This is a genomic window from Bradyrhizobium sp. F1.4.3 (genome assembly GCF_040548375.1).
GTDB lineage: Bacteria > Pseudomonadota > Alphaproteobacteria > Rhizobiales > Xanthobacteraceae > Bradyrhizobium.
In genome coordinates, this window is the sequence record NZ_JBEPRN010000018.1 from 58,533 (window position 1) to 83,581 (window position 25,049).

Here is a 25,049-nt window from a genome sequence, read left to right on the forward strand (position 1 = left end):
ATTTGAGCTTCAGTTGCGTGAGTACCGCCATGGAACGGGACGCCGTACTGATTGATCTCGCGCTTCAAGGCGGCGGTTCGCACGGCGCCTTCACCTGGGGCGTCCTCGACCGCCTGCTGGAGGAGAAGTGGCTCACCATCGCTGCGATCTCCGGAACCTCCGCAGGCGCGATGAATGCGGCCGTGCTGGCCGATGGCTGGACAGCCGGTGGCGCCGAGGGTGCACGTGATGCGCTCGAACAATACTGGCGCCGTGTTTCGAAGGCCGCGGCCTTCAGCCCGCTCCAGCGCTCGCCGCTCGACCGTTTGATGGGCCGCTGGACGCTCGATACGTCGCCGGCCTACATCCTCACCGACTTGATGTCGCGGGTGCTGTCGCCCTACGACCTCAATCCGACCGGTTATAATCCGCTAAGCAGGGTGCTGGCCGAGAGCATCGATTTCGAGCGCCTCGCGCGTTCGCCGATAAAATTGTTCATCACAGCGACGCGCGTGCGCACAGGGCGCGGGCGCATCTTCCGCAACGCCGAGATCACGGCTGACGTGCTGCTGGCATCGGCCTGCCTGCCGACCATGTTCCGCGCGGTCGACATCGACGGCGAGCCCTATTGGGACGGCGGCTTCGCCGGCAACCCGACGATCACCCCGCTCATTCGCGAAAGTGACGCGCACGACACCATCCTGGTGCAGATCAATCCGACTGAAACGCTCGAGGAGCCGCGGACTGCTGCGGAAATTCTCAACCGATTGAACGAGATTTCGTTCAATTCGCCGCTGATGAAGGAGTTGCGCATGATCGCGCTGCTGCGCCAGGCGGCCGACCCCGGCAGCGGCGAAGGCGCCCGCTGGGCGAAGATGCGGACCCACCGCGTCAAGAGCGATATGCTGGCGAAGTTCGGCGCATCGTCCAAGCTCAACGCCGAATGGGAGTTCGTCTCAATGCTGCGCGCCGAAGGACGTCAGGCGGCGCAGGCGTTTCTCGACGAGCACGGCGAGGATATCGGCCAGCGCTCGACTGCCGATCTCGACGTTCTCCTGTCGGAGTGCTGAGGCATGGGTCTTCTCGGCATTCTCGTCGGGCTCGGCCTGCTGGTCCTGTTTGCGTTCCGCGGCTGGAGCGTTCTGTTGCTCGCGCCGTTCGCGGCATTGGTCGCGGCGCTGTTCGGCGGCGAGCCGCTGCTTGCGAACCTCACCCAAATCTTCATGGTGAATGCGGCGGGATTTCTGGCGCAATTCTTCCCGATCTTCCTGCTTGGCGCCGTCTTCGGCAAGCTGATGGACGACAGCGGCGCGGTCAGGTCGGTTGCCGCCTTCATGGCGAAACGTCTCGGCGAACGCCGGGTGATCCTCGCGGTGGTGCTGGCCGGCGCGCTGGTCACTTATGGCGGCGTCAGCCTGTTCGTCGCGTTCTTCGTGATCGTCCCCATGGCCCGGTCGCTGTTTCGTGCGGCCGCGATTCCGCGCCGGCTGATTCCGGCCGCGATCGTGCTGGGCACGTCGACCTTCACCATGTCGGCGCTGCCGGGCACGCCGTCGATCCAGAATGCGATCCCAATGCCATTCTTCGGCACGACGCCTTTTGCCGCGCCCGGGCTCGGCATCGTCGCCTCCTTGATCATGCTTGGTGCGGGATTGTGGTGGTTGCATCGCGCCGAAGCGGCGGCCCGCGGTGCGGGAGAAGGCTATGGCAAGGACGTCGAAGATACAACTGAGCGCGCCGCCGCGGACGAGCTCGTGCGTGAACGCGCGACGACGGCGCGGGAGTTCGATCCGGCGGAAATGCAACACGGGCATCGCAGTGGCGAGCCGTCGCCGCTGCTAAGCGCCATCCTGCCGTTGATCGTGGTCGTGGCCGTCAATCTCGTGATGTCGCTGCTGGTGTTGCCGCGGCTCGATGTCTCGTATCTGAGCGAGGAACGCTTCGGCGGAACATCGCTGGCCGCGGTCGCCGGCGTGTGGTCAGTCAGCGTCGCGCTTGGCGCGGCCATCGTCACGACCATCGCGCTGAACTGGGCCCGGCTCCCCTCATTGCGGCAGACCATGGACGCAGGCGCCAATGCGTCGGTCCTGCCGGCACTCAGCGTTGCAAGCCTCGTCGGATTCGGCGCGGTCATCGCGGCGTTGCCGGCTTTCGAAACGGTGCGCGATCGGGTGCTCGCGATCGAAGGCGGTCCGCTGGTGTCGCTCGCGGTCGCGACCAATATCCTGGCCGCGCTGACCGGTTCGGCGTCCGGTGGCCTGACCATCGCGCTCGACGCACTCGGCCAGACCTATGTCGAGCTCGCTGCGCGCACCGGCATTGACCTTTCTCTGATGCATCGCGTGGCGGTCATCGGCTCAGGGACACTGGATATCCTGCCGCACAATGGTGCCGTGGTGAGCCTGCTCGCGATCTGCGGCCTGACCCATCGCGACAGCTATTTCGACATCGTGATGGTCGGCATCGTGACATCGCTGCTGGCGCTGGTGGCCGTGATCGCCCTGGGCAGCGCGCTGGGATCGTTTTGACGGAAGGCCGGCCAAAGCGATTGACGCAAGCTCGAACGTTGCATTCAATGCAGCCAGCTGTCGAACGCAACAAAATAGAGCAAGCCGGGTGGAAACGATGACGCGAAGGAGTGCGATTCTGTGTGTGTTGCTCGTGGCCACCGCGGCCGCGCTGGGCGCGAATGCTGCATCGGCGGCGACGTTGGCGGAAGACGCGGACACGGTCTGCAATGGCCTCATCGGCGGCGCCGGCGCCGTGAAGATCGATTCCGCGACGTTGCAGGCGCCATCCCAGCTCGCCGTCACCGAACGTGGACCAACGCCATCGGGGCGGATCACGCCGGCGAACCCGGCCTTCTGCAAGGTGCTGGGCCATATCGATCCCGCCGATCCCAAGGCGCCGCCGATCAAATTCCAGGTCAACCTTCCCGTCGAATGGAATGGGCGCTCCGTGCAATATGGCGGCGGCGGCTTCAACGGCGTGCTGATTACGGGCCTCGGGCTGCCGCCGGCCTATCCCTTCGACAAGCCGTCGCCGCTCGCGCGCGGCTTCGTCACCTACGGCACCGACTCTGGCCATGAATCCAAGCCGGGCGAGCCGCCGCAGCTGTTCGCGCTCAACGACGAGGCCTTCGAGAATTTCGCCCATCGCGCCTACAAGAAGGTGCGGGATGCTGCGGTCACGCTGATGGAGCGCGCTTACGGCAAGAAGCCGGAAAAGATGTACTTCATGGGCTCGTCGGAAGGCGGCCGCGAAGGCCTCACCATGGCGCAGCGCTATCCCGACGATTTCGACGGCATTTTCGCCCGCGTGCCCGTCATCAACTGGGTCGGCCTCCAGCATGCCGGCACACGTTCGGGCCTTGCGACCATGGGCGACGGCTGGATCAATCCGGCGCAGGTGAAGCTCGTGGCCGACGCAGTGCGGGCCGCTTGCGACAAGACCGATGGCTCCGACGATGCGCTGGTGCAGGATCCCGTCGCTTGCAAGGCGGCGTTCAAGGTCGAGACGCTGCGCTGTGCCAGCGGTAAGACGGGCGACCAGTGCCTCACCGACGCGCAGATCAAGGCCGTGAACACGCTGCACGCGACCTACAAATTTCCGTTCGCGCTCGCCAATGGTCTTGACGACTATCCGGGCTGGGGCGTCTCCGGCGAGGACACGCCGGCGATCGGCCCGACCGGTGGTTGGATCGCGTGGTGGCTCGGCACGGCGCCGCCCGCGCAGCCGCCTGCGCCCAGCAACGGCATTGCCTGGATCTATGGCGCCGGCGGCATTCAATATGTGTTCGCACGCGATCCCAAGCTCGACGTCACCACTTACAAACCCCGAGGAACACAAGGCGCGGCTGCTCGAGGTCTCGAGCCTGATGGATTCGACCGATCCCGATCTCGGCCGCTTCCGCGCCCGCGGCGGCCGGCTGATCATGCTCGAGCACATGTCAGACTATGCGCAGAGCCCCTATGCGGGCATCCGCTATTTCGAGAGTGTCGAGCGCAAGCTCGGCAAGGCCGAAACCGCGGAGTTTGCGCGGCTCTACACCGCGCCCGGCGTCGACCATGTCGGCTCCGGCGCGCCGGCCAATGTCGACATGCTGAGTGCACTGGTCGACTGGGTCGAGAACGGCAAGGCGCCCGGCGATCTCGAAGTCACCGAGCAAAAAGTCGAGGCGCTGTCGTTTGCGACATTGCGCGCGATGCCGCTGTGCCGCTGGCCGGCCTGGCCGCACTACAAGAGTGGCCCGGTGACCGAGGCGTCGAGCTTCACCTGCGCGCCGTGAGACGAACCTGAGCGAACCGCCATGGTGGCGGGTGTCACCCCGCTGCCATCGCCTGCGCGCCTCCCAGAAGCCGCGCATTGAGCCGGCCGCCGGAGAACAGCATGTCGTCCAACGCCTCGTCGATGTCGACCGAAACGATCGAGTTACCGCCGTCGCGCGCGAGGCTCGCCTGCGCCAAACGCCGCATCAACTCCTTGATGAAGGCGCAACTCGTGCCCTCGCTGCGCCGGGCAGCCTCCGCGACCACCGCCTCGTCGAGCGGCAGTTCTTTGCCATAAAGGCGAACCAACTTGCCGCGGCCGGTCTCATCGGGGAGTGGCACTTCGATGGCTTGATCGATGCGACCGGGGCGACCGGCGAGGGCGCTTTCGAGATCCTCGGGCCGGTTGGTGGTCAGAACGAACAGGATGTCCGCATCCTCTTTCAGCCCATCCATTTCGTTGAGCAGCTTGTTCAGCATGGATTCCTCGCACGGTCCCATGTCGTCGCGGTCGCGGGCGATGAGATCAACGTCCTCGATCACGACCATCGAGGGCTGGAGCAGGCGTGCCAAGCCCATATAGGCGCCGAGCAGGCCGATTTGTTCGGCGGTGATGATCAGCGTCGTATGCCCGGGCAAATGTGTTGCGAGATAGCGGATTGTGTGGGTCTTGCCGGTGCCCGGCGGCCCGTACAGCAAAATGCCCTTGCGCGTCGACTGGCCGAGCCGGCGCAACTGGTCGCGGGTGCCGACAAAATTCAGCACGTTGCGATCGAGCAGCCGCAGGATCTGCTCTGGCAGGATCACTTCGTCGCGTGCGACCGGCGGCAGGCGGTGCACGGTAATGCCGCGCGAACGGCCGCGATAATCGCTATCGGCGTCGAGCGAGAGGATCTTGCCGCGATAGGTGCGCGCGGCTTGCACCGCCTGCTCCAATTTGACGAAGCATTGCTGGACGAGCGCCGCGCCTGCGGCGCCCGAGGGCACGGCGATTTCAATCCGAATTCCCGGTTCGCGGCTGTATTCGCGATGTCCGCAGAGCAAGACTGCGTAACGAAGATTGTCCTGCTCGCACAGCCACAATCCATTATCCAGACATTTGGCCGGGCTCTTTTCGCCGATCTCAACATCGGAATATTGGAGCGGCGCAATCGCCAGCGCATGGCGGCCCTCGCGGAGGAGGCGCGAAATCGACAGGGTCTCGTAGCGCTGCTCTTCGTTGAGACCGAACAGCCGGATAGCCGTGCTGAACAGTCGATCGATGGCCGCCTGGACATCGACCCGCATGTGACCGGGAAACTGCCGGATCGTGGTGACGAGCTTGCTGCGTGGGACCTTCGTAAAGTGCCAGTCCAGCACGTCGCAGGCAAAATCGAACTCTTCTTCCGCTTCATCGGCCTTGTCATCTGCCGCGCGCATGCAATCGCTGCACAGCCAGATCGTGCGGTTTCCGATCCGTACGTCCGTCCGGCCCTCGGGCTTGCCGCAGAGCTCGCAAGGCGTCTTGATCGCCTCGAGCGTGATCCGAAGGCTGTGACCTTCCAGGGAAACGCGTTGCTGGGCCGATTTGAACAAGGCGTCGGCGACAGCTTGCGGATAGGGCCCGCAGACCGCCTTTTCCTTCTGCTCGATCTGAGTGACCAGCGCGGCCGCCTCGCGTTCCGACTTGCCGAAAACCTGACGGAGCAAATCGATTACGAACTGATCCGGAGTGTCGTCGTCATTGTGAATGACGAGTTGGGCCGGCTCGTTCTCACCACGCATACTCATCACGACATGCTCCATAGCAATCTAAGATTGAATGGAACATATAGGGAACATATAATAATGCGGCCGTCAAGTGCGGCGACCGCATTAAATTGGCGATCGGCTCTCTAAGCCTTTAGTGCGCGCCCCCACCGCCCGCCGCCTTCACCCGTCGCGTCAGCAGCACCGCGATCGCGGCGAGCACCAGCACCACGCCGATCACGGCAAAGGTGTCGGAATAGCCCATCACCAGCGCCTGGCGCTTGACGGTCTTGCCGAGCGCGATGATGGCCTGCTCGCGCGCGGCGTTGGGATCGGGCACGCCATGGGCGATGAAGTAGTCCGTCATCTGCGCGATGCGGGTGCGGACCTCCTCGCGACCGAGCGTGACGGACTGGCCGATGATGTTGGAGTGAAACTGCTCGCGCTTGGTGACGATGGTTGCGAGCACCGCGGTGCCGATGGCGCCGCCGAGGTTCCGCATCATGTTGGAGATGCCGGAGGCGGCGGGCGCATCCTGCGGCGCAACGCTGCCGAGGCTGAGCGCCGAAATCGGCGCCAGCGTGAGCGCCTGGCCCACCGCACGCACGATGTTGGGCATAAGCAGCTGATCGCCAGAATAGTCGAGCGACATCATGATGTTCATGAACGAGCTGGTGGCGAACAGCAGCAGGCCGATGGTCGCGATATAGCGGGCATCGAACCGTTGCATCAGCTTCGGCACCAGCGGGATCAGCAAGAGTTGCGGCAGGCCGGTCCAGGCCAGCACGTTGCCGATCTGCTCGGCATTGTAGCCTTGCACCTGGCCGAGATAGGCGGGCAGCAGGTAGACCGAGCCGAACAGGGCAAAGCCGAGGAAGACCGCGGCGATCGTACCGACGCCAAAATTCCACTGTGTCAGCAGGCGCAGGCGCAGCAGCGGCTTTTCCACCACGAGCTCGTTGGTGATGAACAGCGACAGGCTGATGGCGGAGATGATCGCAAGCCGCAAGATGAAGGGCGAGCCGAACCAGTCGTCCTTGTTGCCCTCTTCGAGCACGGCCTGGAGCGACGCCAGGCCAACCGCCATCGTCGCGATGCCGAACCAGTCGCCTTCACGCAGCAGCCCGAGATTCAAGGGCTGGCGCTCGAGCGTGAAGAACAGCGTGGTCACCATGACCGCGGTGGGCAGGACGTTGACGAAGAAGATGGTCTGCCAGCCGTAGTTCTCGGTGAGATAGCCGCCGATGGTCGGGCCGATCGCCGGCGCGAAGGTCACGGCGAGGGAGAACATGGCAAGGCCGATCGGCTGCTGGCCCTTCGGCAGCCTGGTGAAGACCAGCGTGAAGGCCATCGGAATCAGCACGCCGCCGAAGAAGCCCTGGAGGCCGCGCATCGCGATCATCGAGGGCAAATCGTGGGTGAAGGCACAGGCGACGGAGAATGCGGCGAACAGCGTCGCGAAGCTCAGCATGATGTTGCGGAAGGAAAACACCCGCGACAAATAGTCGGTCAGCGGGATGACGATGATCTCGCCGATCAGATAGGACGTCGAGATCCAGGATCCGTTGTCGACCCCGGTGCCGATGCCGCCCTCGATGTTGAGCAGCGAGGCGTTGGTGATCTGGATGTTCAGGATCGCCATGAAGGCGCCGATCATCGCCGCGAACACCGCGACCCAGATCGTCGCACTGGCGCGGTTGGGATCGGCGACGCGCTCAGGCGTCGCGGCCGGCGTTGCGGGTGCTGGCGTCGAGATTGAGAGGCTGTTTGACATGGCACGACCCTCCGGAAACAAGCTTTGCTTTGACGTTTGCCTTGGGCGTCGTTGCCGCTTGCGCGGTCGGCGCTGAGTGTGTTGCGATCGTCGGAATCACGGACATGCCGGGCCTCAGCTCGATCGCAGGCGCGGTCTCGGCATCCAGCGCGATCTTCACGGGGATGCGCTGGACGATCTTGGTGAAGTTGCCGGTGGCGTTGTCCGGCGGCAGCAGTGCGAATTCCTGGCCGCTGGCCGGCGCGATGGAATCGACGTGACCGCGCACCACCTGCCCCGGGAACGTGTCGACCTCGATCTCGACTTGTTGTCCGGCGCGGACATGGGTGAGCTGGGTCTCCTTGAAATTGGCCACCACATAGGCGCCCTCGGCCGGCACGATCGACATCAGCTGCGTACCCGCTTGCACATACTGGCCGACACGCAAGGTGCGGTTGCCGACGACGCCGTCGATCGGAGAAACGATCGTCGAGTAGCCGAGATTGAGTTCGGCCTGATGCTGAAGCGCGGACGCGCGGGCGGACGCGGCCTTGGCTTGCGCGATCTCGGCTTTCAGGAGATCGACCTGCTTGAGCGCGGAGGCGAGGTTGGCGGTGTCGCGCTGGATCGCGGCCTCCGCACCGGCGTTGCGCGCCTGTGCCTGCTGTGCGTTCTGCACGCTGCCATAGCCTGTTGCCGCAAGATCGGTGTAACGCTTGTTCTCCTGCTGGGCGAACATCTTCGCGGCATTGTCGACGTCGATGGTCGCTTTGGCTGCGGCGATCACGGCGTCCTGAACGTCCAGCTGGGCCTGCTTGCTTGTCACTGTCGCGTTCGCCGCGGCGACATCGGCCTTGGCCTGATCGAGCGCGACCCTGAAGTCGCGATCGTCGATCCGCGCCAGCACCTGCCCGGCCTTCACATGCTCGTTATCGCCGACCAGGACGCGGTCGAGATAGCCGCTGACCTTGGGTGCGATGGTGGTGTTGTCGGCCTTCACATAGGCGTCATCGGTGGAGACGAGGAATCGGCCGACGGTCCAATAATCGTAGCCGTACCAGCTTGCGCCTGCCAGCGCTGCGGCCGCCACCCCCGCCAGCAATAGCTTGCGAAGGCTCAGCTTTTGGCGGCGAGCCGGTGGTGACACGGCGGGCAGAACGCCCTCCGGCGGAAGCGTTGGAATCACGGTGGCTTCGGTCTTGGATGGGTCGGTGTGCACGGTCATGGCCGGCTCCCTGAATTAGGAAACTTGACGATTTCCAAAATAGGACTAGCTTTCGGACTGTCAATGGAATGACAGGCATCATGTAAAAACATGGCTCAGGCAAAATCCCCAAGCGAGTGCCGTCCGCGCGGGCGGCCGCCAGTGCGCAGCGACGAGGAGACCAAACGGATCGTCTTCGACGCCGCACGGCATGCCTTCGCGGTCGACGGCTATGCGGCGACCAGCACCGAAGAGCTGGCGCGCCGCGCCGGCATCTCGACCAAGACGCTCTATCGGCTGTTTCCAGGCAAGGCTGCGCTGTTCGAGGCGATGTGCGCGGACCGGCTCGAGCGGCTGCTCTCCGCCGTCAATCTCCAGGCGACCGACGCGGTCGATATCGAAACCGGCCTGCGCGCCGCGCTGCTTGCCTGCGCCGATCTCGCGCTCGATCCGGAGGTCGTGGCGTTGCAGCGCATGGTGCTGCAGGAATCGGCCGCGTTCCCCGAGCTCGCCGCGAACTTCTACAAGAACGGCATTTCCCGCACCGCCACCGCGCTGGCACGCTGGCTCCGCGTCCAGGTCAAGCAGAAGCTGATCGCGCTCGACGACGTCGATGAGGTGGCCGGCATGCTGATCGGCATGGTCGCCTCGGCGCCGCAGCGCGCGGCGATCTATGGTGGCATGCCTTTGCCGTCGCGCAAGGATATCGAGCGGCGCGTGCGAACCTGCGCCGCCTTGTTCCTGGACGGCTGTCGCGTCGCATCGGCCTAGCGACCGGCTTTGACAAACCTCGCTGCCTCGGCTATCTATTTCGCATGCGAAATAGTACGACTGCGGTGAGGCATCACCGGCTGATCTACCTGCTGAGCGTTGCGCAGCGGCGGTTGCAGCGCTGGATGGCGGCGCAGCCCGAGAGTGAGGTGACGCCGGCGCGGGCGGGGCTGTTGTTCATCCTCGGCAGGCAGGACGGCGTCCTGATGGGCGAGGCGGGGGCGGCGCTCGATCTCGGGCCGGCCGGCATCTCCGGCCTCGTCGACCGAACGGCAGCCGCAAAGCTGGTCGAACGGCGCGCCGATCGCGACGACGGCCGTGCCTGGCGCGTCTGGCTGACGCCGAAGGGCCGCACTGCACTCGCGCAAGCGAGGGCGGCGGCTGCCGAAGTGAATGCGGCACTAACAGAAGGATTTACCAGCGCGGAGATCGACATCGTGGCGCGCTGGCTGACGAGCATTCAGGACAAGTTTCCAAGAGACCCCTTACGAGATCCCGAGGAATAAGAGGAGAGACCAATGACCGAGCACGTCCGGATCGAGAACACCAACGGAATTCTCACCGTCACGCTGGCGCGTCCCGACAAGAAGAACGCGTTGACGGATGCGATGTACGGCAAGCTCGCCGACACCATCGAATCCGCCGAGTCCGATCCGTCCGCCCGCGTGATCCTGATCCGCGGCGAGGGCGACATGTTCACCGCCGGCAACGACGTCGGCGAATTCGCCGCGGTCGCAGCGGGCAAGTCCGAAGGTAGCCGCAACGTCGTCCGCTTTATCCAGTCGCTGGCGCGCTGCACACGCCCGCTGGTTGCCGCCGTGCAAGGCCGCGCCGTCGGCGTCGGCACCACCATGCTCCTGCATTGCGATCTCGTCGTGCTCGCCGACAATGCGCAATTGTCGACGCCCTTCGTCAGCCTCGCGCTGGTGCCGGAGGCCGCTTCCAGCCTGCTGATGCCGGCGCGCATCGGCTATGCCCGCGCCTATGAGATGTTCGCGCTCGGCGAGACGGTGCCGGCCAAGGCCGCGCTGGAATGGGGCCTGGCCAACAGAGTCGTTCCGCTGGAGAAACTCGATACCGAAGCCCTGGCGCTCGCGCAGCGTCTCGCCCGCCAGCCGGCCGGCGCGCTCACCGCGACCAAGCGGCTGATGCGCAACGGCGAGGCGCTGGTCGCGCAGATGCAGGCCGAAGGCGAGCAGTTCGCGCAACGCCTGCGTACCGCCGAGGCGCGCGAGGCGTTCACCGCCTTCGCCGAGCGCCGTCCGCCGGATTTCACCAGGGTCGCGTGACGTCCGTAACCTGCTTGAAGGATTGATAAATCGGGAACTCTCGGCAATTCGATTAAAACCTTAACCGAACATTGGCATGTCGCGATGCAAGGTGGCCTCTCGTGAAGTGTAGGCCTCGTGACCCATGACCATGTTTAAGAAATCGGTAAGTTCGCTTCTCCTGACGTTGATGGCCCTGCTGGCGGCCGGTGCGCTGGCCTCTACGGCGATCCAGATGGTGGGGGCCTTCGGCCGCTACAGCGACAGCCTCGAGACGGCGCGCCTTGCAGCCGCCGACAAGGCGATCTTCCAGGGCGTGCTGTCGCTGCGCAACAATCGCGGTGATGCCCAGAGCGCGCTGCTCGGCGAGGATGATCCGCGCACGAAACTTGGCGAAGCGGAGAAGGCCGAGCAGGGCGGCTACGACGCCATCGGTGCGGCGCTGACCACGGTCGAGTTTGCCCGCCGCGACGAACTCGCAGGCACGCTGAAGCAGCGCTGGGGCGACGCGGCACCGCAATTCCAGTTGTTCTACGACGAGGCCAAGCGCCCGCGCGCCGAGCGCAAGATCGAGCGGACCAACTCCTGGTACGATGCCGTCACCAAGGTGATCGAAACGGCCAACCTCGCCTCCACCGCGGTGTCGAACCGCGCCTGGATGAACGATCCCTTCATCGCCCGCATGATCCAGGTCCGCCGCCTCGCCTGGCAGGTGCGCGACCGTTATGGCATCCATTGTTCGGTGCTGCGCTCGAACGTCAACAGCAGCAACCCGCTCGACGAGACCCAGAAGCGGTCACTGGCGCAATGGGACGGCACCATCGCCTCCGGTTGGACCGGCATGGACGAATTGCTGGCAGCGCCCGACGTGACTGCGGACCTGGTCACCGCAGCGAAGGAGGCGCGGGCCAAGACCGACGGCGTGCTGAAGCAGATCGGGGAGCTCACCAAGAATTTCGATGGCAGCGGCAAACCCGCGCTTGCCGCCTCGGAATGGAACACGTTGTGCCAGTCGCCGTTCCCGCTCATCGTCGCGGTCGCAACCAAGGCGCTCGACCAGTCGATCGCGCGCGCCGAGACTGTGCAGGCGAAGGCGCTCACCAACCTCATGATCCAGTCGCTCGCCTTCCTGCTGGCGCTCGCTGTGACCCTGGCCGGCGTCTACGTGATACGCAATCGCCTGATGCGTCCGGTGCGCGCAATCCTGGACGCCATCGTGCGGATCAGCGCCCGCGACTATGCGACGCCGGTTCCGCAATCGCGGTATCCCGACGAGTTCGGCACCATGGCTGCCGCGCTCGAAAGCCTGCGCGAGAGCGCTGCGACCGCCGAACGTCTGGGCCAGGAACGCGAATCGCAGCAGGCGCTCCAGCTCGCACGCTCCGGAACCGTGGATGACGCGTGCCGCAGCTTTGACGCCACCGTGCAGGCCGTCATTCACAGCGTTGCCGCGTCGGCAAAGGAACTCGATGCAACGGCGACCGACGTGCGCTCGCTGGTCTCAGAGTCGACCAGCCAGACCGCGGCGGTCTCCTCCGCGGCCGAACAGGCCACCAACAATCTCGAGACCATCGCGGCCGCGACCGAGGAACTCTCGGCCTCCGTCGGCGAAATCTCCGCGCAGGTGCAGTCCAGCGCACGCGAGGCACGCGAAGCTGTTTCGCAGGCCGAGCGGACCAACGCGACGGTGGAGATCCTCGACCAGACCGCGAGCCGGATCGGCGAGGTCGTGAAGATGATCAATGCGATCGCCGGCCAGACCAACCTGCTGGCGCTGAACGCGACCATCGAGGCTGCCCGTGCCGGCGAGGCGGGCCGCGGCTTTGCGGTCGTGGCCGGCGAGGTCAAGAGCCTCGCGGCGCAGACGGCAACAGCGACCGAAGAAATCTCCCGGCAGGTCGCCGAGATCCAGGGCGCTACGGGCCAGGCCGTTGCCGCGATCCGCTCGATCGGCGGTTCGATCAGCGGCATCGACGAGAAGATGACCGCGATTGCGGCGGCCGTCGAGGAGCAGCGGGCGGCCACCACCGAGATCTCGCGCAACTTCCAGCAGGCCGCGCAAGGCACCCGCGAGGTCACCGACACCATCGGCAGCGTCGCCAAGCTCAATCAGGAGACGGGCAATGCCGGTACTGTGCTGTCCGACTCGGTCAAGAAGATGTCGGCTGACGCCGATCGTCTCCGTGTCGCGGTCGAGGGCTTCCTCGGCGCGGTGAAGTCCGCGTAACTCCCACATCCCCTGTTCCAACGGCACGCGGATCGGCATTGCCGCCGCTCCGCTCGCCGAGTACATCTGTGACGCCGCGCGAGCGCGGCGACAGACGTAAGAGAACATCAGGGATGGAGAGTTCGATGCCGGTCACGCCACACAACAAGGCCCAGCGCCCCTATCGCGGCGTGTTCCCGGTCGTGCCCACCATCTTCGACGCGCGCGGCGAGCTCGACCTTGACGGCCAGCGCCGCTGCGTCGATTTCATGATCGATGCCGGCTCGCACGGCCTCTGCATTCTCGCCAATTTTTCCGAGCAGTTCGTGCTCACCGATGCCGAGCGCGAGACCGTGATGCATGCGGTGCTGGAGCATGTCGCGGGGCGCGTACCCGTGATCGTCACCACCACGCATTTCAGCTCGGCCGTCTGCGCGGCGCGCAGCCAGCAGGCTGAAGCTGCGGGCGCCGCCATGGTGATGGTCATGCCGCCCTATCACGGCGCGACCTTCCGGGTGCCCGAGAAGGGCGTCGTCGAATTCTTCCGCGTGCTGTCAGGCGCGATCAACATCCCCATCATGATCCAGGATGCGCCGGTCGCCGGCACGCCGTTGTCGGTCGAGTTGCTCGCACGGCTGTCGCGCGAATTCTCCAACATCCGCTATTTCAAGATCGAAGTGCCGGGGGCAGCTTCAAAACTCCGGAGCCTGATCGAGGCGGGTGGCAGCGACATCGAAGGCCCGTGGGACGGTGAGGAGGCGATCACGCTGCTCGCCGATCTCGATGCCGGCGCCACCGGCGCGATGACCGGCGGCGGCTATCCCGACGGCATCCGCCAGATCATCGATCCCTATTTCGCGGGCAAGCGCGAGGAGGCCAAGGCCGCCTACGAACGCTGGCTGCCGCTGATCAACTACGAGAACCGCCAATGCGGCCTGATCGCCTGCAAGGTCATGATGCAGGCCGGCGGCGTGATCAAATCGGACACCGTGCGCCATCCGCTGCAGCCGCTGCATCCAGCAACGCGGGCAGGGCTGCTGGAGCTCGCGAAGGAACGCGACGCGCTGGCGTTGCGGTGGGGGAAGTAGCGGGCGCCGCTCGCTCCGCCGTCGTCCCGGCGAAGGCCGGGACCCATAACCACAGGGCGTGGTTTGACGAAGACTCAGAGTTATCAGCCCGCTCCATAATCCCTCCCTGGGGTTATGGGTCCCCGCCGTGGCGGGGGCGACGCCGAATGTGAGGTGCGCGCCTTGGCCTGATCCCGCCGGCTTCTATTTGGAAGGCGTCGAATTAGCGCGGTTCGGCCGGTTTCCCGCAGCCCCGCGATGACATATTGTACGCTCGCCAACCAGGCCCGCGGAGCATCTCAAGACATCGCGTAACAGCTCTTCATTATGCCGTTATCCCGAGCCAGGTTGGAGCGAGCCGACGAAACAGGGAGGCAGTGCCATGACGATGAGGCCGGATCCCACCTTTCACGCATCGCCCAAGCTTGCGATGGAAGCACCTGCAGAGAACTTTGCCTACACGTTGCTGCTCAGTCCGGATTTCTCAGAGCCGGATGCTCTCGCGGTCATCGACGTCAAGCCGGGATCGCCGACTTACAGCCAAATCGTTCACACCGTGACGATGCCAAACAAGGGCGATGAGTTTCACCACTTCGGCTGGAATGCGTGCTCCTCCGCCTTATCGCCACTCGCCGGACATGCCTTCATCGAGCGCCGCTATCTCATCATCCCCGGGCTGCGCTCGTCGCGCATCTATATCATCGATACCAAGCCCGATCCGACCAAAGCCAAAATCCACAAGATCATCGAGCCCGAGGAAGTCTTCAAAAAGACCGGCTACTCGCGGCCGCACACGATCCATTGCGGGCCGGACGGCGTTTACGTGAGCACGCTAGGAGGCGGCGGCAACGACGGCACCAACGGGCCTCCAGGCGTATTCATCATGGATTGCGAGACGTTCGAGGTCCTTGGACGATGGGAGATCGACCGCGGTCCGCAGACGCTGCACTATGATTTCTGGTGGAACCTGCCGCGCGACTACATGGTGACGAGCGAATGGGCGTTGCCGCCGCAATTTGAGAACGGGATCGTCCCGGAGGATCTGCTGTCGAATAAATATGGTCATCGTCTCCACTTCTGGGACCTCCGCGCCCGTCGCAACGTGCAGACTATCGATCTCGGCGCCAATCATCAGATGGCGCTGGAGGTGCGGCCCGCGCACGATCCGGTTCGCGAATACGGCTTCGTAGGCGTTGTGGTCGACACCACCAATCTCGAAGCATCGATCTGGACCTGGTGGCGCGAAGGCGGAAAATTCCATGCGGAGAAGACGGCGACGATCCCGCCCGAGTCCGCGCCAAAGGAGAAGCTCCCGCCGCTGCTCCAGGGCTTTGGCGCCGTGCCGCCGCTGGTGACCGACATCGATCTGTCGATGGATGACCGGTTTCTCTATGTCTCGTGCTGGGGCACGGGCGAAATGCGCCAGTACGATGTGAGTGATCCGCGAAAGCCGAAGCTTGTGGGCTCGGTTCACATCGGCGGCATCGCGCGCCGCACCCCCCATCCGAACGGCAAGGCATTTGCGGCCGGTCCGCAGATGGTCGAGATCAGCCGCGATGGCAGGCGCGTGTACTGGACCAATTCGCTCTATTCCACCTGGGATGACCAGTTCTATCCCGACGGGGTTCCGGGTGTGGAAGTCATGGCCAATGTCGGTCGCAACGGCGGCCTCGAGCTCGACAAGGACTACTTCGTGAGCTTCGCCGACGGATATCGTGCACACCAGATCAGGCTGGAGGGCGGCGACTGTTCGACGGACTCCTTTTGCTACCCGTCGGCCTAGATTGGGGGCACGCGAGCCCGGCGCTCGGCTGGCTGTGGCTCGCTCTGGTCGCGAGCGGTCTCTATCACGGAGTCAATCCGGGAATGGGATGGCCGCTCGCCGTTTCGGCAGGGCTCATGGACAAGAGCCCGCGCGCGCTCTTCCGTGCATTGTGGGCTCTGGCGGCCGGACATCTCCTGGCAACACTTCTCGTGCTGCTGCCATTCGCGTTCCTGCTCGTGCTGGCCGAATGGCAGCGTTCGATCCAGCTCGGCGCGAGCCTTCTCGTCATCGGTTTCGGCGTCTACCGGCTGATCGAGCGGCGCCATCCGCGCGCGCTGGCACGAATCCCGCCAACCCAATTGGCGCTCTGGTCATTTGCCATCGCCATTGCCCACGGCGCCACCTTGATGCTCGTGCCGATCTATCTCGGGCTCTGTCAGGCCTTCGAGCTCGATGCCGGTCATGAAGCGGCGGGCGCGCTCATGAAGGCAAGTCTCGGAATGGCGGTGCTGGTGTCTTTGGTGCACGTTGCGGCCATGGTTAGCGCTGGCGGATGTCTGGCGTGGCTGGTCTATCGCTATCTGGGATTGAGGTTCGTCTCGCGAAGCTGGTTCAATCTGGATGCAATCTGGGCGACCAGCCTGATCCTGGTCGGCGCCGTGGGACTCGCGTTTAGTCTTGCGAGCTGGCGCTGAAGTCTACCGCGTCAAAGCCCACTCGCCGATGATGCGGCATCTCGCCTTGGCATCATCCTGCTTGAACAGAGCGATGCGATCGATCGCGAGCGTGTTGAGATCGAGAGCGGCAAACCTCGCCCGCAGCATCTCCAGAATCGGCCCGCGCCGCTCCGCATCCAGCCGGCCGGTGAGCGTCATGTGGAAGCGAAACTCTTCCATCACGTACGGATAGCCCCAGCGATCGAGATAGTCGCGCTGTCGTTCGCCGAGCTTCTCGGGCTTGCGCCGCGCGCGGTCCTCGGTGCTCAGGGCGGCGCGAAATTCATCGAAATCGCGGGTGCAATCGGCGGCGAGTTGCTGGAGCTCGCCAACCGGCTCGGCCGGAATGACGGCAATGAAGCCACTGATGGAATCGACGACCGGATGGATCAGTGGAATCGGCCGCGCCCTGCCGGCGAATGTCGCGCAGGCTGTGGCGAGTTCGGCTTCGGTCCTGCCGGGCGCTAGCGCCATCGGCGCCTTCAGCGTGGCGTGAAAGCCGTATTTGCGGGGATCGGCGCTGACGTCGCGCCAGTCTGGCGCCGTCCGCAGCGCCTCGCCCGGGAACGGCACCTCGCGGCCGGTGTGGGCCGCATAGCCGAGCAGCTCGGCGCCGAAGCGGGACAGCGTGCTGGCAGCGTCGGCGACGAAATAAATCGCGTAGCGGGGGAAACCTGTCATTGCCCGAGCATAACCGGTTTAAGCCGCAACGACAGCCTCGCGCGGCGTCGCCGCCGCGCTGAGCAGCCGCGTCGCATCGGTCAGGTGCACCAGCTTTCCCGCTGCGATCACCGCGACCAGCCGCGGACGCCGCGGCGCGCTGCCGTCGATCAGCAGGATGTCGGCGCGGCGCCCCTCAGCGAGCGCGCCGCGATCGATCAGGCCGGTGGCTTGCGCCGGTGCGGCCGAGACCAGCTTCCAGGCCTCCGTCAGCGGCAGCACGCCGTCGGCGGCGAGCCGGAACGCGGCAAGCAGCGGCGCGGGATAGTAATAGTCGGATGCCAGCACCGAGCAGAGGCCCTTGGCGATCATGTCGGACGCTCTGGTCCAGCCGGTGTGGCTGCCGCCGCGCACGACATTTGGCGCGCCAAACACGATGAAGTCGCCGCCCGCGGCCGCCGATCGTGCCGTCTCCTCGTTGATTGGGAATTCGGCAATCGAGACGCCCTGCTCGCGAAAATCCCGGCGCATCGCAGGGCTCGCGTCGTCATGCGAGAGCATGCGGACATTTGCAGCGCGCGCTGCGGCGGCCAGCCGCGCGTTCGCGGCCGGCACCTCGGGGCGGCGGGCCAGGACCCGGTCGAGCAGGTCGTTGAAGGCTTCGGTCGAGAGTCCGGCGCGTTCGGCCGATTGGGCACGCTTGCTGGGTTTCACGTTGCTGTGGTCGTTGAAGGCGAACAGATCGATGCGGCCTTCGGCGAGCCATCCGAAGATCTCCGCCTCGGCGTCGAGATTATGGGTCTCGTGGCGCAGATGGAAGCGGGTGTCGGCCACAAATTGGGGCCGCATTGCCTCGATCGCCGTGAGCAGTGCACGGGCATTCTCGGCGCTGCGCAGGCCCGGCTCCCACGACCAAGTGGTGGCATGGAACACGGTGGTGATGCCGTTAGCGATCGCCTGGCGGTCGCTATCGACGAGCGCGACGTCGATCGGGAAGCCGACGCCGGGCCGCGGCATCATCTGCCGCTCGAAGGCGTCGCCATGGATGTCGACGATGCCCGGTAGCACCAACAGATTGCGCGCGTCGATCGCCAGCCGTGCACGGCCGCGGGACGCATCGACCTGCGCGATATCCGTTCCGGACACGCCAAGTGAAGTTTCGACGAGCTCGGAGCCGATCAGGGCCCGGCCACCTTCAAGGAGAATGTCTGTCACGCGACCGCGCTTCGTTTGCTGGCAGAGGAATGTGCCCCTGCTTCGTATGTCGTCAGGAAATCTTCAATCGCGAGCTTGCGAAAATCGGGCAGTGCTGCACGCAATTTGTCGTGATCCCAGTCCCACCAGGCCAGCCTGGCGAGCCGCCCGGCGACGTCTTCCGAGAAGCGGCGGCGGACGATGCGCGCCGGATTGCCGGCGACGATGGTGTAGGCCGGCACGTCCTTGGTAACGATGGCGCCGGCCGCGATCACCGCGCCGGTACCGATGTTGCGGCCCGGCAGCACGATCGCGCCATGACCGATCCAGACGTCATGGCCGATATGGACGTGATGCTGGCGTCGCCAGTCGAAGAATTCGGTGTCGTCGCTCTCGCCCGGGAAGTAGGCACTCGAACGGTAGGTGAAATGCGCCTGTGTCGCGCGGTGCATCGGATGATTGCCGGGATTGATGCGCGTCATCGCCGCGATCGAGCAGAATTTTCCGATGGTGGTGTAGGTGATCTGCGCGTCGTTCACGACGTAGGAGTAATCACCCATCGTGACTTCGTTGAGGATCGTGCGCGCGCCGACCTCGGTATAGGCACCAAGCCGGGTCTCGTGCAGTTTTGCTGAAGGATCGATGGTCGGTTGGACCGAGAGCGCTTTGGCGGCCATGGTGTATCCGAAAAGTCCGAGGCAGGCGGTTCTCTTCGAGCGGCTTGATGACAACGTCATGACGGCGCGATGACAGTGGATGAGGTGTGTAGCAACGCCGCACCGCAGCGCGGGTGTCACACAAGTGTCAAGCGCCGGCGTTAGCGGTGGTCCCAGCTACTCTGGAGTCCTGCATGCTGGTGGTGGAAGGTCTGACGTGCCGCTTCGGCGCAAAAGCCGCGGTGGACGACGCTTCGTTTCAAATTGCCCCCGGCGGCTTCGTCGGTGTGATCGGGCGCTCCGGCGCCGGCAAGTCGACCTTGCTGCGGACCATCAACCGCCTCGCGACGCCGACGCAGGGCCGCATCCTGTTCGACGGCATGGACGTCACTGCGCTGCGCGGCAAGGAGCTGCGGCAATGGCGGGCGCGGTCAGCGATGATCTTTCAGCAGTTCAACCTGGTCGGCCGGCTCGACGTGCTGACCAATGTGCTGATGGGGCGCCTTGCAAAGATGCCGGCCTGGCGCTCGCTGTCGCAGACCTGGCCCGAGCAGGACAAGGCGCTGGCGATGTCGGCGCTCGAACAGTTCGATATCGCTTCGCTCGCAGCCCAGCGCGCCGACCAATTGTCCGGCGGCCAGCAGCAGCGTGTTGCGATCGCCCGTGCCCTGGTCCAGCAGCCCGACATCATCCTCGCCGACGAGCCGATCGCCTCGCTCGACCCGCGCAATACCAAGATCGTCATGGATGCGCTGCTGCGCATCAACAAGCATTTTGGCATCACCGTGATCTGCAATCTGCATTCGCTCGATCTGGCGCGCAGCTATTGCGACCGCCTGATCGGCATGGCGCAGGGTCGCGTGGTGTTCGACGGCGCGCCGTCTGCGCTGACCGACCTCGTCGCGCGTGAGCTCTACGACCTCGAAGCCGCCGACGTCATGGGCGGCACGCCTGCGCCGGCGCCCGAGGGCGTCCCGGCGCTCGGAACCGCCGCGGCCGCCTGACAGGCGGCGCTTCTGTAGTTGCCAGTTTTTGCGTCAACCGATCCCAACCGATGAAGAGGGTATCATGATCACTCGCAGATTAATCCTTGCCGGCACTGCCGCGCTCGCCTTTGCCGGATCCGCTTCCGCCGAAGACTGGAAGACAAAATATCCGGAGATCACCTTCGCCGTGATCCCGGCCGAGAACGGCTCCGGCGTCACCGAGCGCTACGGGCCCTTCGTCAACTATCTGTCGAAGGAACTCGGCATCAAGGTGACCCTGCGTGTCGCCAACGACTACGCGGCCGTCATCGAAGGCCAGCGCGCCGGCAACATCCATATCGGCTATTACGGCCCGGCCTCGTTCGCGCGCGCCCGCCTGACCGGCGTCAAGACCGACGCCTTCGTGATCGACGTCAACGCCGACGGCTCGAAGGGCTATTACTCGGTGTTCTACGTGCTGGCCAAGTCGCCGTACCAGAAGGTCGAGGAGCTCAAGGGCAAGAATCTCGGGCTTGTTGATCCGAATTCTACTTCTGGCAACAACATGCCCCGTTTCAAGCTGAACGCGATGGGCATCGATCCCGACGCCTATTTCTCCAAGGTCATTTTCACCGGCAGCCACGAGAACGCCGTGCTGGCCCTGGCCCAGGGCACGGTCGACGTCGCCGCCAACTGGTGGAACGCCGACGACGATTCCAACCTGACCCGCATGCTCAACAAGGGCATGGTGAAGTCGGCCGACGGCACCGTGATGAAGAAGGAAGACTTCCGCATCATCGTGAAGTCCGACCTCATCATCAACTCGCCCTACGCCTATCTCAGCGACCTGCCGGACGACATGAAGGCCGCGATCAAGAAGGCCTTCCTTGAGGCGGCGCAGAAGGATCCCGAGGCGTTCAAGAAGCTCTCCGACGGTAAGAACAAGCCGTGGGAGCCGATCGCCAATGACGATTACAACAAGACGATCGAGCTGATCAAGTTCGTCGACAATCTGCGCAAGAAGGCGTCCTGATCTCGTCAGGACGATGCTACTCGAGCCGGGTCGATGGACCCGGCTCTTTTTCTTGATGGACCGTCGAACACATGACGCTCGCCGTTTCGATTCTCCCCGAGCCGCAGCTCGCCGTGCTGAATGCGGCCTACCGCAAGGCGGTTGCGCGCAAGCGCCTGCGGCTTGCGGCAGGTGCCGGGCTGTTCGTCGCTGCACTGATCGTGGCCTCGATCGGCGCCGAGGTTAACCTGCGCACCTTCTTCACTTATTTCGGCAATTTCGTCAGCTATTTCGACCGCATTCTCACGCTCGACAACGGCCAGCGTGTCTGGACCGATGTCGGCGAATGGTTCTGGGGCTGGCACAAATGGCTGAAGCTGCTCGGCGAGACGCTGCTGATCAGCTATGTCGGCACGCTGATTGGAGCGGTCTTCGCGTTCGCGCTCAATTTCTTCGCGGCTGAGAACACGTCGCCGGCACACTGGCTGCGCTTCGTGGTGCGGCGACTGCTCGAATTCGCCCGCACGGTGCCCGGCATCGTCTTCGCGCTGATCTTCGTGATCGCCTTCGGTCTCGGGCCGATGGCTGGCGTGCTCGCGATCGCGATCCACTCTACCGGCGCGCTCGGAAAGCAGTTCTCCGAGATCGTCGAAAATGCCGACATGAAGCCGGTCGAAGGCATCCGCTCGACTGGCGCGAGCTGGCTATCCTGCATGCGCTTTGCGATCCTGCCCCAGGTCTCGGCAGGCTATGCCAGCTACGCGCTGTTGCGGTTCGAGATCAATGTGCGCGAGGCCTCGGTGATGGGCTTCGTCGGTGCCGGCGGCATCGGACAGGAGCTCATCGTTGCGATCCGCAAGTTCTACTATTCCGATGTCAGCGCCATTCTCGTGACCATCATCATCACGGTCTTCCTGATCGACATCACGACCGGCTGGGTGCGCGGCCGATTGTTCGGCAAGGAGGCGCGGACGTGAGCAAGCCGCCCGAAGTCGATACCGCGGAGATCCGCGCGCGCTATCCCGATGTGTTCGAGCGGCCGGCCGCGGCGCGGCTCGCAACTCCGGCAATGATCGTCGCAGCGCTTGCCATTTTTATCTATGGCCTGGTCGACCTCGATTTCTCGCCGTCACGGCTCTTCAACGGCCTCAGCCAGCTCGGCTGGATCAGCATGATGATGATCCCGCCCGATCCCGGCTCGTCGCTGCCGCTTTATCTGAAGGCGATGGGCGAGACGCTGTCGATCGCGCTGCTCGGCACCACGCTGGCCGCGCTGTTTGCGCTCCCGGTCAGCCTGCTGGCCGCGCGCAACGTCGTGCCGTCAAAGATCCTGCGCTTCCCGGTCCGGCGTTTCCTCGATTCGATCCGCGGCGTCGACACGCTGATCTGGGCGCTGGTGTGGATCAATGTGGTCGGGCTCGGCCCGTTCGCCGGCGTGCTCGCCATCGCGGTGTCGGATTTCGGCGCCTTCGGCAAGCTGTTCTCGGAGGCGATCGAGGGCGCCGACCAGAAGCAGGTCGAGGGCATCCGCGCCTCCGGCGGCAGCGCAGTGCATGAAATCCGCTTCGGCCTGCTGCCGCAGGTGCTGCCCGTGATCGCCGGTCAGGTGCTCTATTTCATCGAATCGAACACGCGCTCGGCCACCATCATCGGCATCGTCGGCGCTGGTGGCATCGGTCTCCAGCTCGCCGAGCAGATCCGCGTGCTGGAATGGCAGAAGGTTTCGTTCCTGATCCTGATGATTCTTGTCGCGGTCGCCGCGATTGATTTCGTCTCGGGCAAACTCCGCTTCGCGATCATCGGCCGGCGCGCGGTGGCGTAATCGCAACTGCCGTAGGGTGGGCAAAGCGAAGCGTGCCCACCGCTTTCTTTGGCATTCAGGACAGATGGTGGGCACGGCGCAAGCGCGCCTTTGCCCACCCTACGACTCCACCAGAAACTCCACCCGCTCCGCGGCGAAGCGCGAGTGCTTGGTCACCAGTGGCTTGCCCGCGAGATCGAGGTCGGTGGCATCGACCACCAGGATCGGCCGTCCCAGCGGGAGGTCGAGCCGCGCGGCGTCGGTCGCATCGACGATGCCGGCCGTGATCCGGGTCGCGCCGCGGCGATAGTCGCGGACGCCGTAATGCTCAAGCAATTTTGTCATTGAGCGCGTCGCGGCGAATACAACGCCGGCATTCGGAAAAAGCTCCGCCGACAGCCAGGTGGTGGAGACGCAGATCGGCGTGCGATCGGCGAGGCGTATAGCCTCGATCCGGACCAGCGGTGCGCCGGCCTGGAGGCCGAGCTCCCGCGCGAGCTCGCGGGTCGCGACGTCCTCGGAGGCCTCGATCAGCTGGCCGCGCGGCTCGCGGCCGCCGGCGCCGACGATCTCGGAGAAGCGGGTACGCGAGCGCAAGGGATAAGCGAGGCGTTGCGCCTCGACATAGGTTCCGCTGCCGCGCTCGGCGCGCACAAGGCCGCGTTCCGCAAGCGCGGCCAGCGCGCGCCGTACGGTGTGGCGGTTCACGCGATAAGTTTCGGCGATCTCCATCTCGCCCGGCAACTTGTCGCCCGCGGCAAAGCGGCCGTCGGCAATGCCGCGCTCGATGCCGTCGGCAACGAGACGCCACAGCGCGACGCCGGAGGAGGCGGTGTCCTGCATGCTCATGTCGCTGGTCAGCCTAGCCTGAAAATCACACGTTTGTCACGAAACAGTCATGGCGCTCCCGTATCAAGTTGTCTATTATCATAGACAACTTGAATTCGGCAAGTTTGGTGAAAGTGGTGACCCAGAACGACAAGCAGCAAGCCCAGCGCAAGGCCGCGATGGCCGTGCTGGCGCACGCGGAGGCGGGCGAGATCGCCGCTCGCCTCCGCACTCTCGCCCTGCCGGGCCATCAAAGTCTGCGCGAACCTGAAAACGGCCTGGTGATGCTGCGCGGCCGGGTCGGCGGCGACGGCGCGCCGTTCAATCTTGGCGAAGCGACGGTGTCGCGCGCGGCGGTGCGGCTTGCGAGCGGCGAGGTCGGCTTCGGCTACACGCTCGGGCGCGATGGCGAGAAGGCGCGATTGATCGCGCTGTGCGACGCGCTGGTGCAGTCGCGGGATTTTGGCGCGGCGGTGGAGCGGGACGTTATCGGCCCGTTGCGTGAGCAGCTTATGATTCGGCGCAAGCAGGCGGCGGAAGAGACCGCTGCGACGAAGGTTGATTTCTACACCATGGTGCGCGGTGAGGGGTGAGGCCATGACCACGATTGCGGAACTGCCGCCGGGTTTTGCCGACAAGGTGTTGTCGGCGCAATCGACCTTTCGCTCGGTCATGGACGCAATGGCGCGGCCGGGCTCGGTCCATCGCATCGTGCCGATAGCGGGCACGCCCGATACGATGATGCGCGGCACGGCCGCGATCGCGCTGACGCTGTTCGATCACGACACGCCGCTCTGGCTCGATGCACGGATGTCGGAGAGTTCGGACGTGGTGAAATGGTTGAAGTTCCACACCGGCGCGCCGGTCATCCAGGACTCCTCCATTGCGAGCTTCGCGCTGATCAGCGACGGCGCCGCGCTTCGCCCGCTCGAGCGTTTCGCGCTCGGCACCAGCGAATATCCGGATCGTTCCACCACCGTGATCGTCCAGGTCGATAGCCTGGACGCGGGGCACAGCTTCGAGCTGCGCGGCCCTGGCATCGATGGCGTCGCGACGCTCCAGGCTTCGATCAAGCCCGCCGATCTGTTCGAGCGGCTGCGGTTCAACGAGGCGCTGTTTCCGCGCGGCATCGACGTGGTGCTGGTCGCTGATGACGCAGTGGTTGCGATCCCGCGCACCGCGCGTGTCGTGAACAAGGGAAGCTGAAG

22 protein-coding genes and 1 pseudogene are annotated in these 25,049 nt (G+C 64.8%); 16 read left to right on the top strand and 7 right to left on the bottom strand.

The genetic code is table 11. The features are described 5' to 3' along the window. Positions 1–29: 29 nt before the first annotated feature. The 3 genes and pseudogenes from ABIB73_RS31325 (at position 30) to ABIB73_RS31335 (ending at position 4,267) form a co-directional block, all read left to right on the top strand. On the top strand, positions 30–1,049 hold the full coding sequence (locus ABIB73_RS31325) for a patatin-like phospholipase family protein (protein ID WP_354230419.1): 1,020 nt from the start codon (positions 30–32) through the stop codon (positions 1,047–1,049). 3 nt (positions 1,050–1,052) lie between these two features. Then, positions 1,053–2,507, top strand: a complete 1,455-nt coding sequence (locus ABIB73_RS31330) for a GntP family permease (protein WP_354230421.1) — start codon at positions 1,053–1,055, stop codon at positions 2,505–2,507. Between the two features lie 97 nt (positions 2,508–2,604). Further along, positions 2,605–4,267: pseudogene (locus ABIB73_RS31335) on the top strand (tannase/feruloyl esterase family alpha/beta hydrolase). Positions 4,268–4,301: 34 nt separating this feature from the next. On the opposite strand, the gene ABIB73_RS31340 reads toward ABIB73_RS31335, so the two are convergent. The 3 genes from ABIB73_RS31340 to ABIB73_RS31350 all read right to left on the bottom strand — a co-directional run bounded on the left by ABIB73_RS31340 (position 4,302) and on the right by ABIB73_RS31350 (position 8,953). Then, on the bottom strand, positions 4,302–6,017 hold the full coding sequence (locus tag ABIB73_RS31340; RefSeq protein WP_354230423.1) for an ATP-dependent Clp protease adaptor ClpS: 1,716 nt from the start codon (positions 6,015–6,017) through the stop codon (positions 4,302–4,304). 112 nt (positions 6,018–6,129) lie between these two features. Continuing rightward, entirely contained in the window at positions 6,130–7,749 is a 1,620-nt protein-coding gene (locus ABIB73_RS31345; RefSeq protein WP_354230425.1) for an MDR family MFS transporter, read from the bottom strand. Further along, the gene (locus ABIB73_RS31350; protein ID WP_354230426.1) at positions 7,691–8,953 is read right to left on the bottom strand and encodes an HlyD family secretion protein; all 1,263 of its coding nucleotides are present in this window, start codon (positions 8,951–8,953) and stop codon (positions 7,691–7,693) included. The genes ABIB73_RS31345 and ABIB73_RS31350 overlap by 59 nt, the downstream gene beginning before the upstream one ends. Before the next feature lie 141 nt (positions 8,954–9,094). Between ABIB73_RS31350 and ABIB73_RS31355 the strand changes: the two genes are divergently transcribed. The 7 genes from ABIB73_RS31355 (at position 9,095) to ABIB73_RS31385 (ending at position 16,704) form a co-directional block, all read left to right on the top strand. Further along, entirely contained in the window at positions 9,095–9,703 is a 609-nt protein-coding gene (locus ABIB73_RS31355) for a TetR/AcrR family transcriptional regulator (RefSeq protein WP_354230428.1), read from the top strand. A gap of 44 nt (positions 9,704–9,747) precedes the next feature. Further along, positions 9,748–10,209 (top strand): MarR family winged helix-turn-helix transcriptional regulator, encoded by a 462-nt coding sequence (locus ABIB73_RS31360; protein WP_354230429.1) that lies wholly within the window; start codon positions 9,748–9,750, stop codon positions 10,207–10,209. Between the two features lie 12 nt (positions 10,210–10,221). Then, positions 10,222–10,992, top strand: a complete 771-nt coding sequence (locus ABIB73_RS31365; protein WP_354230431.1) for an enoyl-CoA hydratase — start codon at positions 10,222–10,224, stop codon at positions 10,990–10,992. Positions 10,993–11,116: 124 nt separating this feature from the next. Next, positions 11,117–13,198, top strand: a complete 2,082-nt coding sequence (locus ABIB73_RS31370) for a methyl-accepting chemotaxis protein (RefSeq protein ID WP_354230433.1) — start codon at positions 11,117–11,119, stop codon at positions 13,196–13,198. A 125-nt stretch (positions 13,199–13,323) separates the two neighbouring features. Further along, positions 13,324–14,265: a dihydrodipicolinate synthase family protein gene (locus ABIB73_RS31375; RefSeq protein WP_354230435.1), complete on the top strand. Its 942-nt coding sequence runs from the start codon at positions 13,324–13,326 to the stop codon at positions 14,263–14,265. 361 nt (positions 14,266–14,626) lie between these two features. Continuing rightward, positions 14,627–16,027, top strand: a complete 1,401-nt coding sequence (locus ABIB73_RS31380; RefSeq protein WP_354230437.1) for a selenium-binding protein SBP56-related protein — start codon at positions 14,627–14,629, stop codon at positions 16,025–16,027. Between the two features lie 83 nt (positions 16,028–16,110). Beyond that, positions 16,111–16,704: a hypothetical protein gene (locus ABIB73_RS31385; protein ID WP_354230439.1), complete on the top strand. Its 594-nt coding sequence runs from the start codon at positions 16,111–16,113 to the stop codon at positions 16,702–16,704. Between the two features lie 3 nt (positions 16,705–16,707). Here ABIB73_RS31385 and ABIB73_RS31390 read toward each other — a convergent pair whose 3' ends face one another. From ABIB73_RS31390 to ABIB73_RS31400, 3 genes are read right to left on the bottom strand one after another with little or no spacing between them, the layout of a single operon-like run. Next, the gene (locus ABIB73_RS31390) at positions 16,708–17,406 is read right to left on the bottom strand and encodes a DUF1045 domain-containing protein (protein WP_354230441.1); all 699 of its coding nucleotides are present in this window, start codon (positions 17,404–17,406) and stop codon (positions 16,708–16,710) included. Between the two features lie 18 nt (positions 17,407–17,424). Continuing rightward, positions 17,425–18,600, bottom strand: coding sequence for an alpha-D-ribose 1-methylphosphonate 5-triphosphate diphosphatase (locus ABIB73_RS31395; RefSeq protein ID WP_354230442.1), 1,176 nt, complete (start codon positions 18,598–18,600; stop codon positions 17,425–17,427). Further along, positions 18,597–19,256: an LbetaH domain-containing protein gene (locus ABIB73_RS31400; RefSeq protein WP_354230444.1), complete on the bottom strand. Its 660-nt coding sequence runs from the start codon at positions 19,254–19,256 to the stop codon at positions 18,597–18,599. Before ABIB73_RS31400 ends, ABIB73_RS31395 begins: the two co-directional genes overlap by 4 nt. A 173-nt stretch (positions 19,257–19,429) precedes the next feature. Here ABIB73_RS31400 and phnC point away from each other — a divergent pair, with 173 nt between their 5' ends. From phnC to phnE (ABIB73_RS31420), 4 genes are all read left to right on the top strand, one after another. Beyond that, positions 19,430–20,239, top strand: coding sequence for a phosphonate ABC transporter ATP-binding protein (gene phnC, locus ABIB73_RS31405; RefSeq protein ID WP_354230446.1), 810 nt, complete (start codon positions 19,430–19,432; stop codon positions 20,237–20,239). A 64-nt stretch (positions 20,240–20,303) separates the two neighbouring features. After that, on the top strand, positions 20,304–21,233 hold the full coding sequence (phnD, locus tag ABIB73_RS31410) for a phosphonate ABC transporter substrate-binding protein (protein ID WP_354230450.1): 930 nt from the start codon (positions 20,304–20,306) through the stop codon (positions 21,231–21,233). Between the two features lie 71 nt (positions 21,234–21,304). Beyond that, positions 21,305–22,189, top strand: a complete 885-nt coding sequence (phnE, locus tag ABIB73_RS31415; protein WP_354230452.1) for a phosphonate ABC transporter, permease protein PhnE — start codon at positions 21,305–21,307, stop codon at positions 22,187–22,189. Next, a complete protein-coding gene (phnE, locus tag ABIB73_RS31420) occupies positions 22,186–23,034 on the top strand; it encodes a phosphonate ABC transporter, permease protein PhnE (protein ID WP_354230454.1) in 849 nt (282 codons plus the stop codon). Before phnE (ABIB73_RS31415) ends, phnE (ABIB73_RS31420) begins: the two co-directional genes overlap by 4 nt. A gap of 99 nt (positions 23,035–23,133) precedes the next feature. Here the strand turns inward: phnE (ABIB73_RS31420) and phnF are convergent, their stop codons facing one another. Further along, entirely contained in the window at positions 23,134–23,862 is a 729-nt protein-coding gene (gene phnF / locus ABIB73_RS31425) for a phosphonate metabolism transcriptional regulator PhnF (protein WP_354230456.1), read from the bottom strand. A 107-nt stretch (positions 23,863–23,969) separates the two neighbouring features. Here phnF and phnG point away from each other — a divergent pair, with 107 nt between their 5' ends. Both phnG and phnH read left to right on the top strand, forming a co-directional pair. Continuing rightward, entirely contained in the window at positions 23,970–24,434 is a 465-nt protein-coding gene (phnG, locus tag ABIB73_RS31430; RefSeq protein ID WP_354230458.1) for a phosphonate C-P lyase system protein PhnG, read from the top strand. 4 nt (positions 24,435–24,438) lie between these two features. Beyond that, positions 24,439–25,047 (top strand): phosphonate C-P lyase system protein PhnH, encoded by a 609-nt coding sequence (gene phnH / locus ABIB73_RS31435; RefSeq protein WP_354230459.1) that lies wholly within the window; start codon positions 24,439–24,441, stop codon positions 25,045–25,047. The last annotated feature ends 2 nt before the right edge of the window (positions 25,048–25,049 follow it).

What these genes read in the sequence shown, in the direction of transcription:
- ABIB73_RS31325 (WP_354230419.1), top strand. Translation starts at nt 30, where the DNA reads ATGGAACGGGACGCCGTACTGATTGATCTCGCGCTTCAAGGCGGCGGT.
- ABIB73_RS31330 (WP_354230421.1), top strand. Translation starts at nt 1,053, where the DNA reads ATGGGTCTTCTCGGCATTCTCGTCGGGCTCGGCCTGCTGGTCCTGTTT.
- ABIB73_RS31340 (WP_354230423.1), bottom strand. Translation starts at nt 6,017, where the DNA reads ATGAGTATGCGTGGTGAGAACGAGCCGGCCCAACTCGTCATTCACAAT.
- ABIB73_RS31345 (WP_354230425.1), bottom strand. Translation starts at nt 7,749, where the DNA reads ATGTCAAACAGCCTCTCAATCTCGACGCCAGCACCCGCAACGCCGGCC.
- ABIB73_RS31350 (WP_354230426.1), bottom strand. Translation starts at nt 8,953, where the DNA reads ATGACCGTGCACACCGACCCATCCAAGACCGAAGCCACCGTGATTCCA.
- ABIB73_RS31360 (WP_354230429.1), top strand. Translation starts at nt 9,748, where the DNA reads ATGCGAAATAGTACGACTGCGGTGAGGCATCACCGGCTGATCTACCTG.
- ABIB73_RS31365 (WP_354230431.1), top strand. Translation starts at nt 10,222, where the DNA reads ATGACCGAGCACGTCCGGATCGAGAACACCAACGGAATTCTCACCGTC.
- ABIB73_RS31370 (WP_354230433.1), top strand. Translation starts at nt 11,117, where the DNA reads ATGACCATGTTTAAGAAATCGGTAAGTTCGCTTCTCCTGACGTTGATG.
- ABIB73_RS31375 (WP_354230435.1), top strand. Translation starts at nt 13,324, where the DNA reads ATGCCGGTCACGCCACACAACAAGGCCCAGCGCCCCTATCGCGGCGTG.
- ABIB73_RS31380 (WP_354230437.1), top strand. Translation starts at nt 14,627, where the DNA reads ATGACGATGAGGCCGGATCCCACCTTTCACGCATCGCCCAAGCTTGCG.
- ABIB73_RS31385 (WP_354230439.1), top strand. Translation starts at nt 16,111, where the DNA reads ATGGGATGGCCGCTCGCCGTTTCGGCAGGGCTCATGGACAAGAGCCCG.
- ABIB73_RS31390 (WP_354230441.1), bottom strand. Translation starts at nt 17,406, where the DNA reads ATGACAGGTTTCCCCCGCTACGCGATTTATTTCGTCGCCGACGCTGCC.
- ABIB73_RS31400 (WP_354230444.1), bottom strand. Translation starts at nt 19,256, where the DNA reads ATGGCCGCCAAAGCGCTCTCGGTCCAACCGACCATCGATCCTTCAGCA.
- phnC (WP_354230446.1), top strand. Translation starts at nt 19,430, where the DNA reads ATGCTGGTGGTGGAAGGTCTGACGTGCCGCTTCGGCGCAAAAGCCGCG.
- phnD (WP_354230450.1), top strand. Translation starts at nt 20,304, where the DNA reads ATGATCACTCGCAGATTAATCCTTGCCGGCACTGCCGCGCTCGCCTTT.
- phnE (WP_354230452.1), top strand. Translation starts at nt 21,305, where the DNA reads ATGACGCTCGCCGTTTCGATTCTCCCCGAGCCGCAGCTCGCCGTGCTG.
- phnF (WP_354230456.1), bottom strand. Translation starts at nt 23,862, where the DNA reads ATGAGCATGCAGGACACCGCCTCCTCCGGCGTCGCGCTGTGGCGTCTC.
- phnH (WP_354230459.1), top strand. Translation starts at nt 24,439, where the DNA reads ATGACCACGATTGCGGAACTGCCGCCGGGTTTTGCCGACAAGGTGTTG.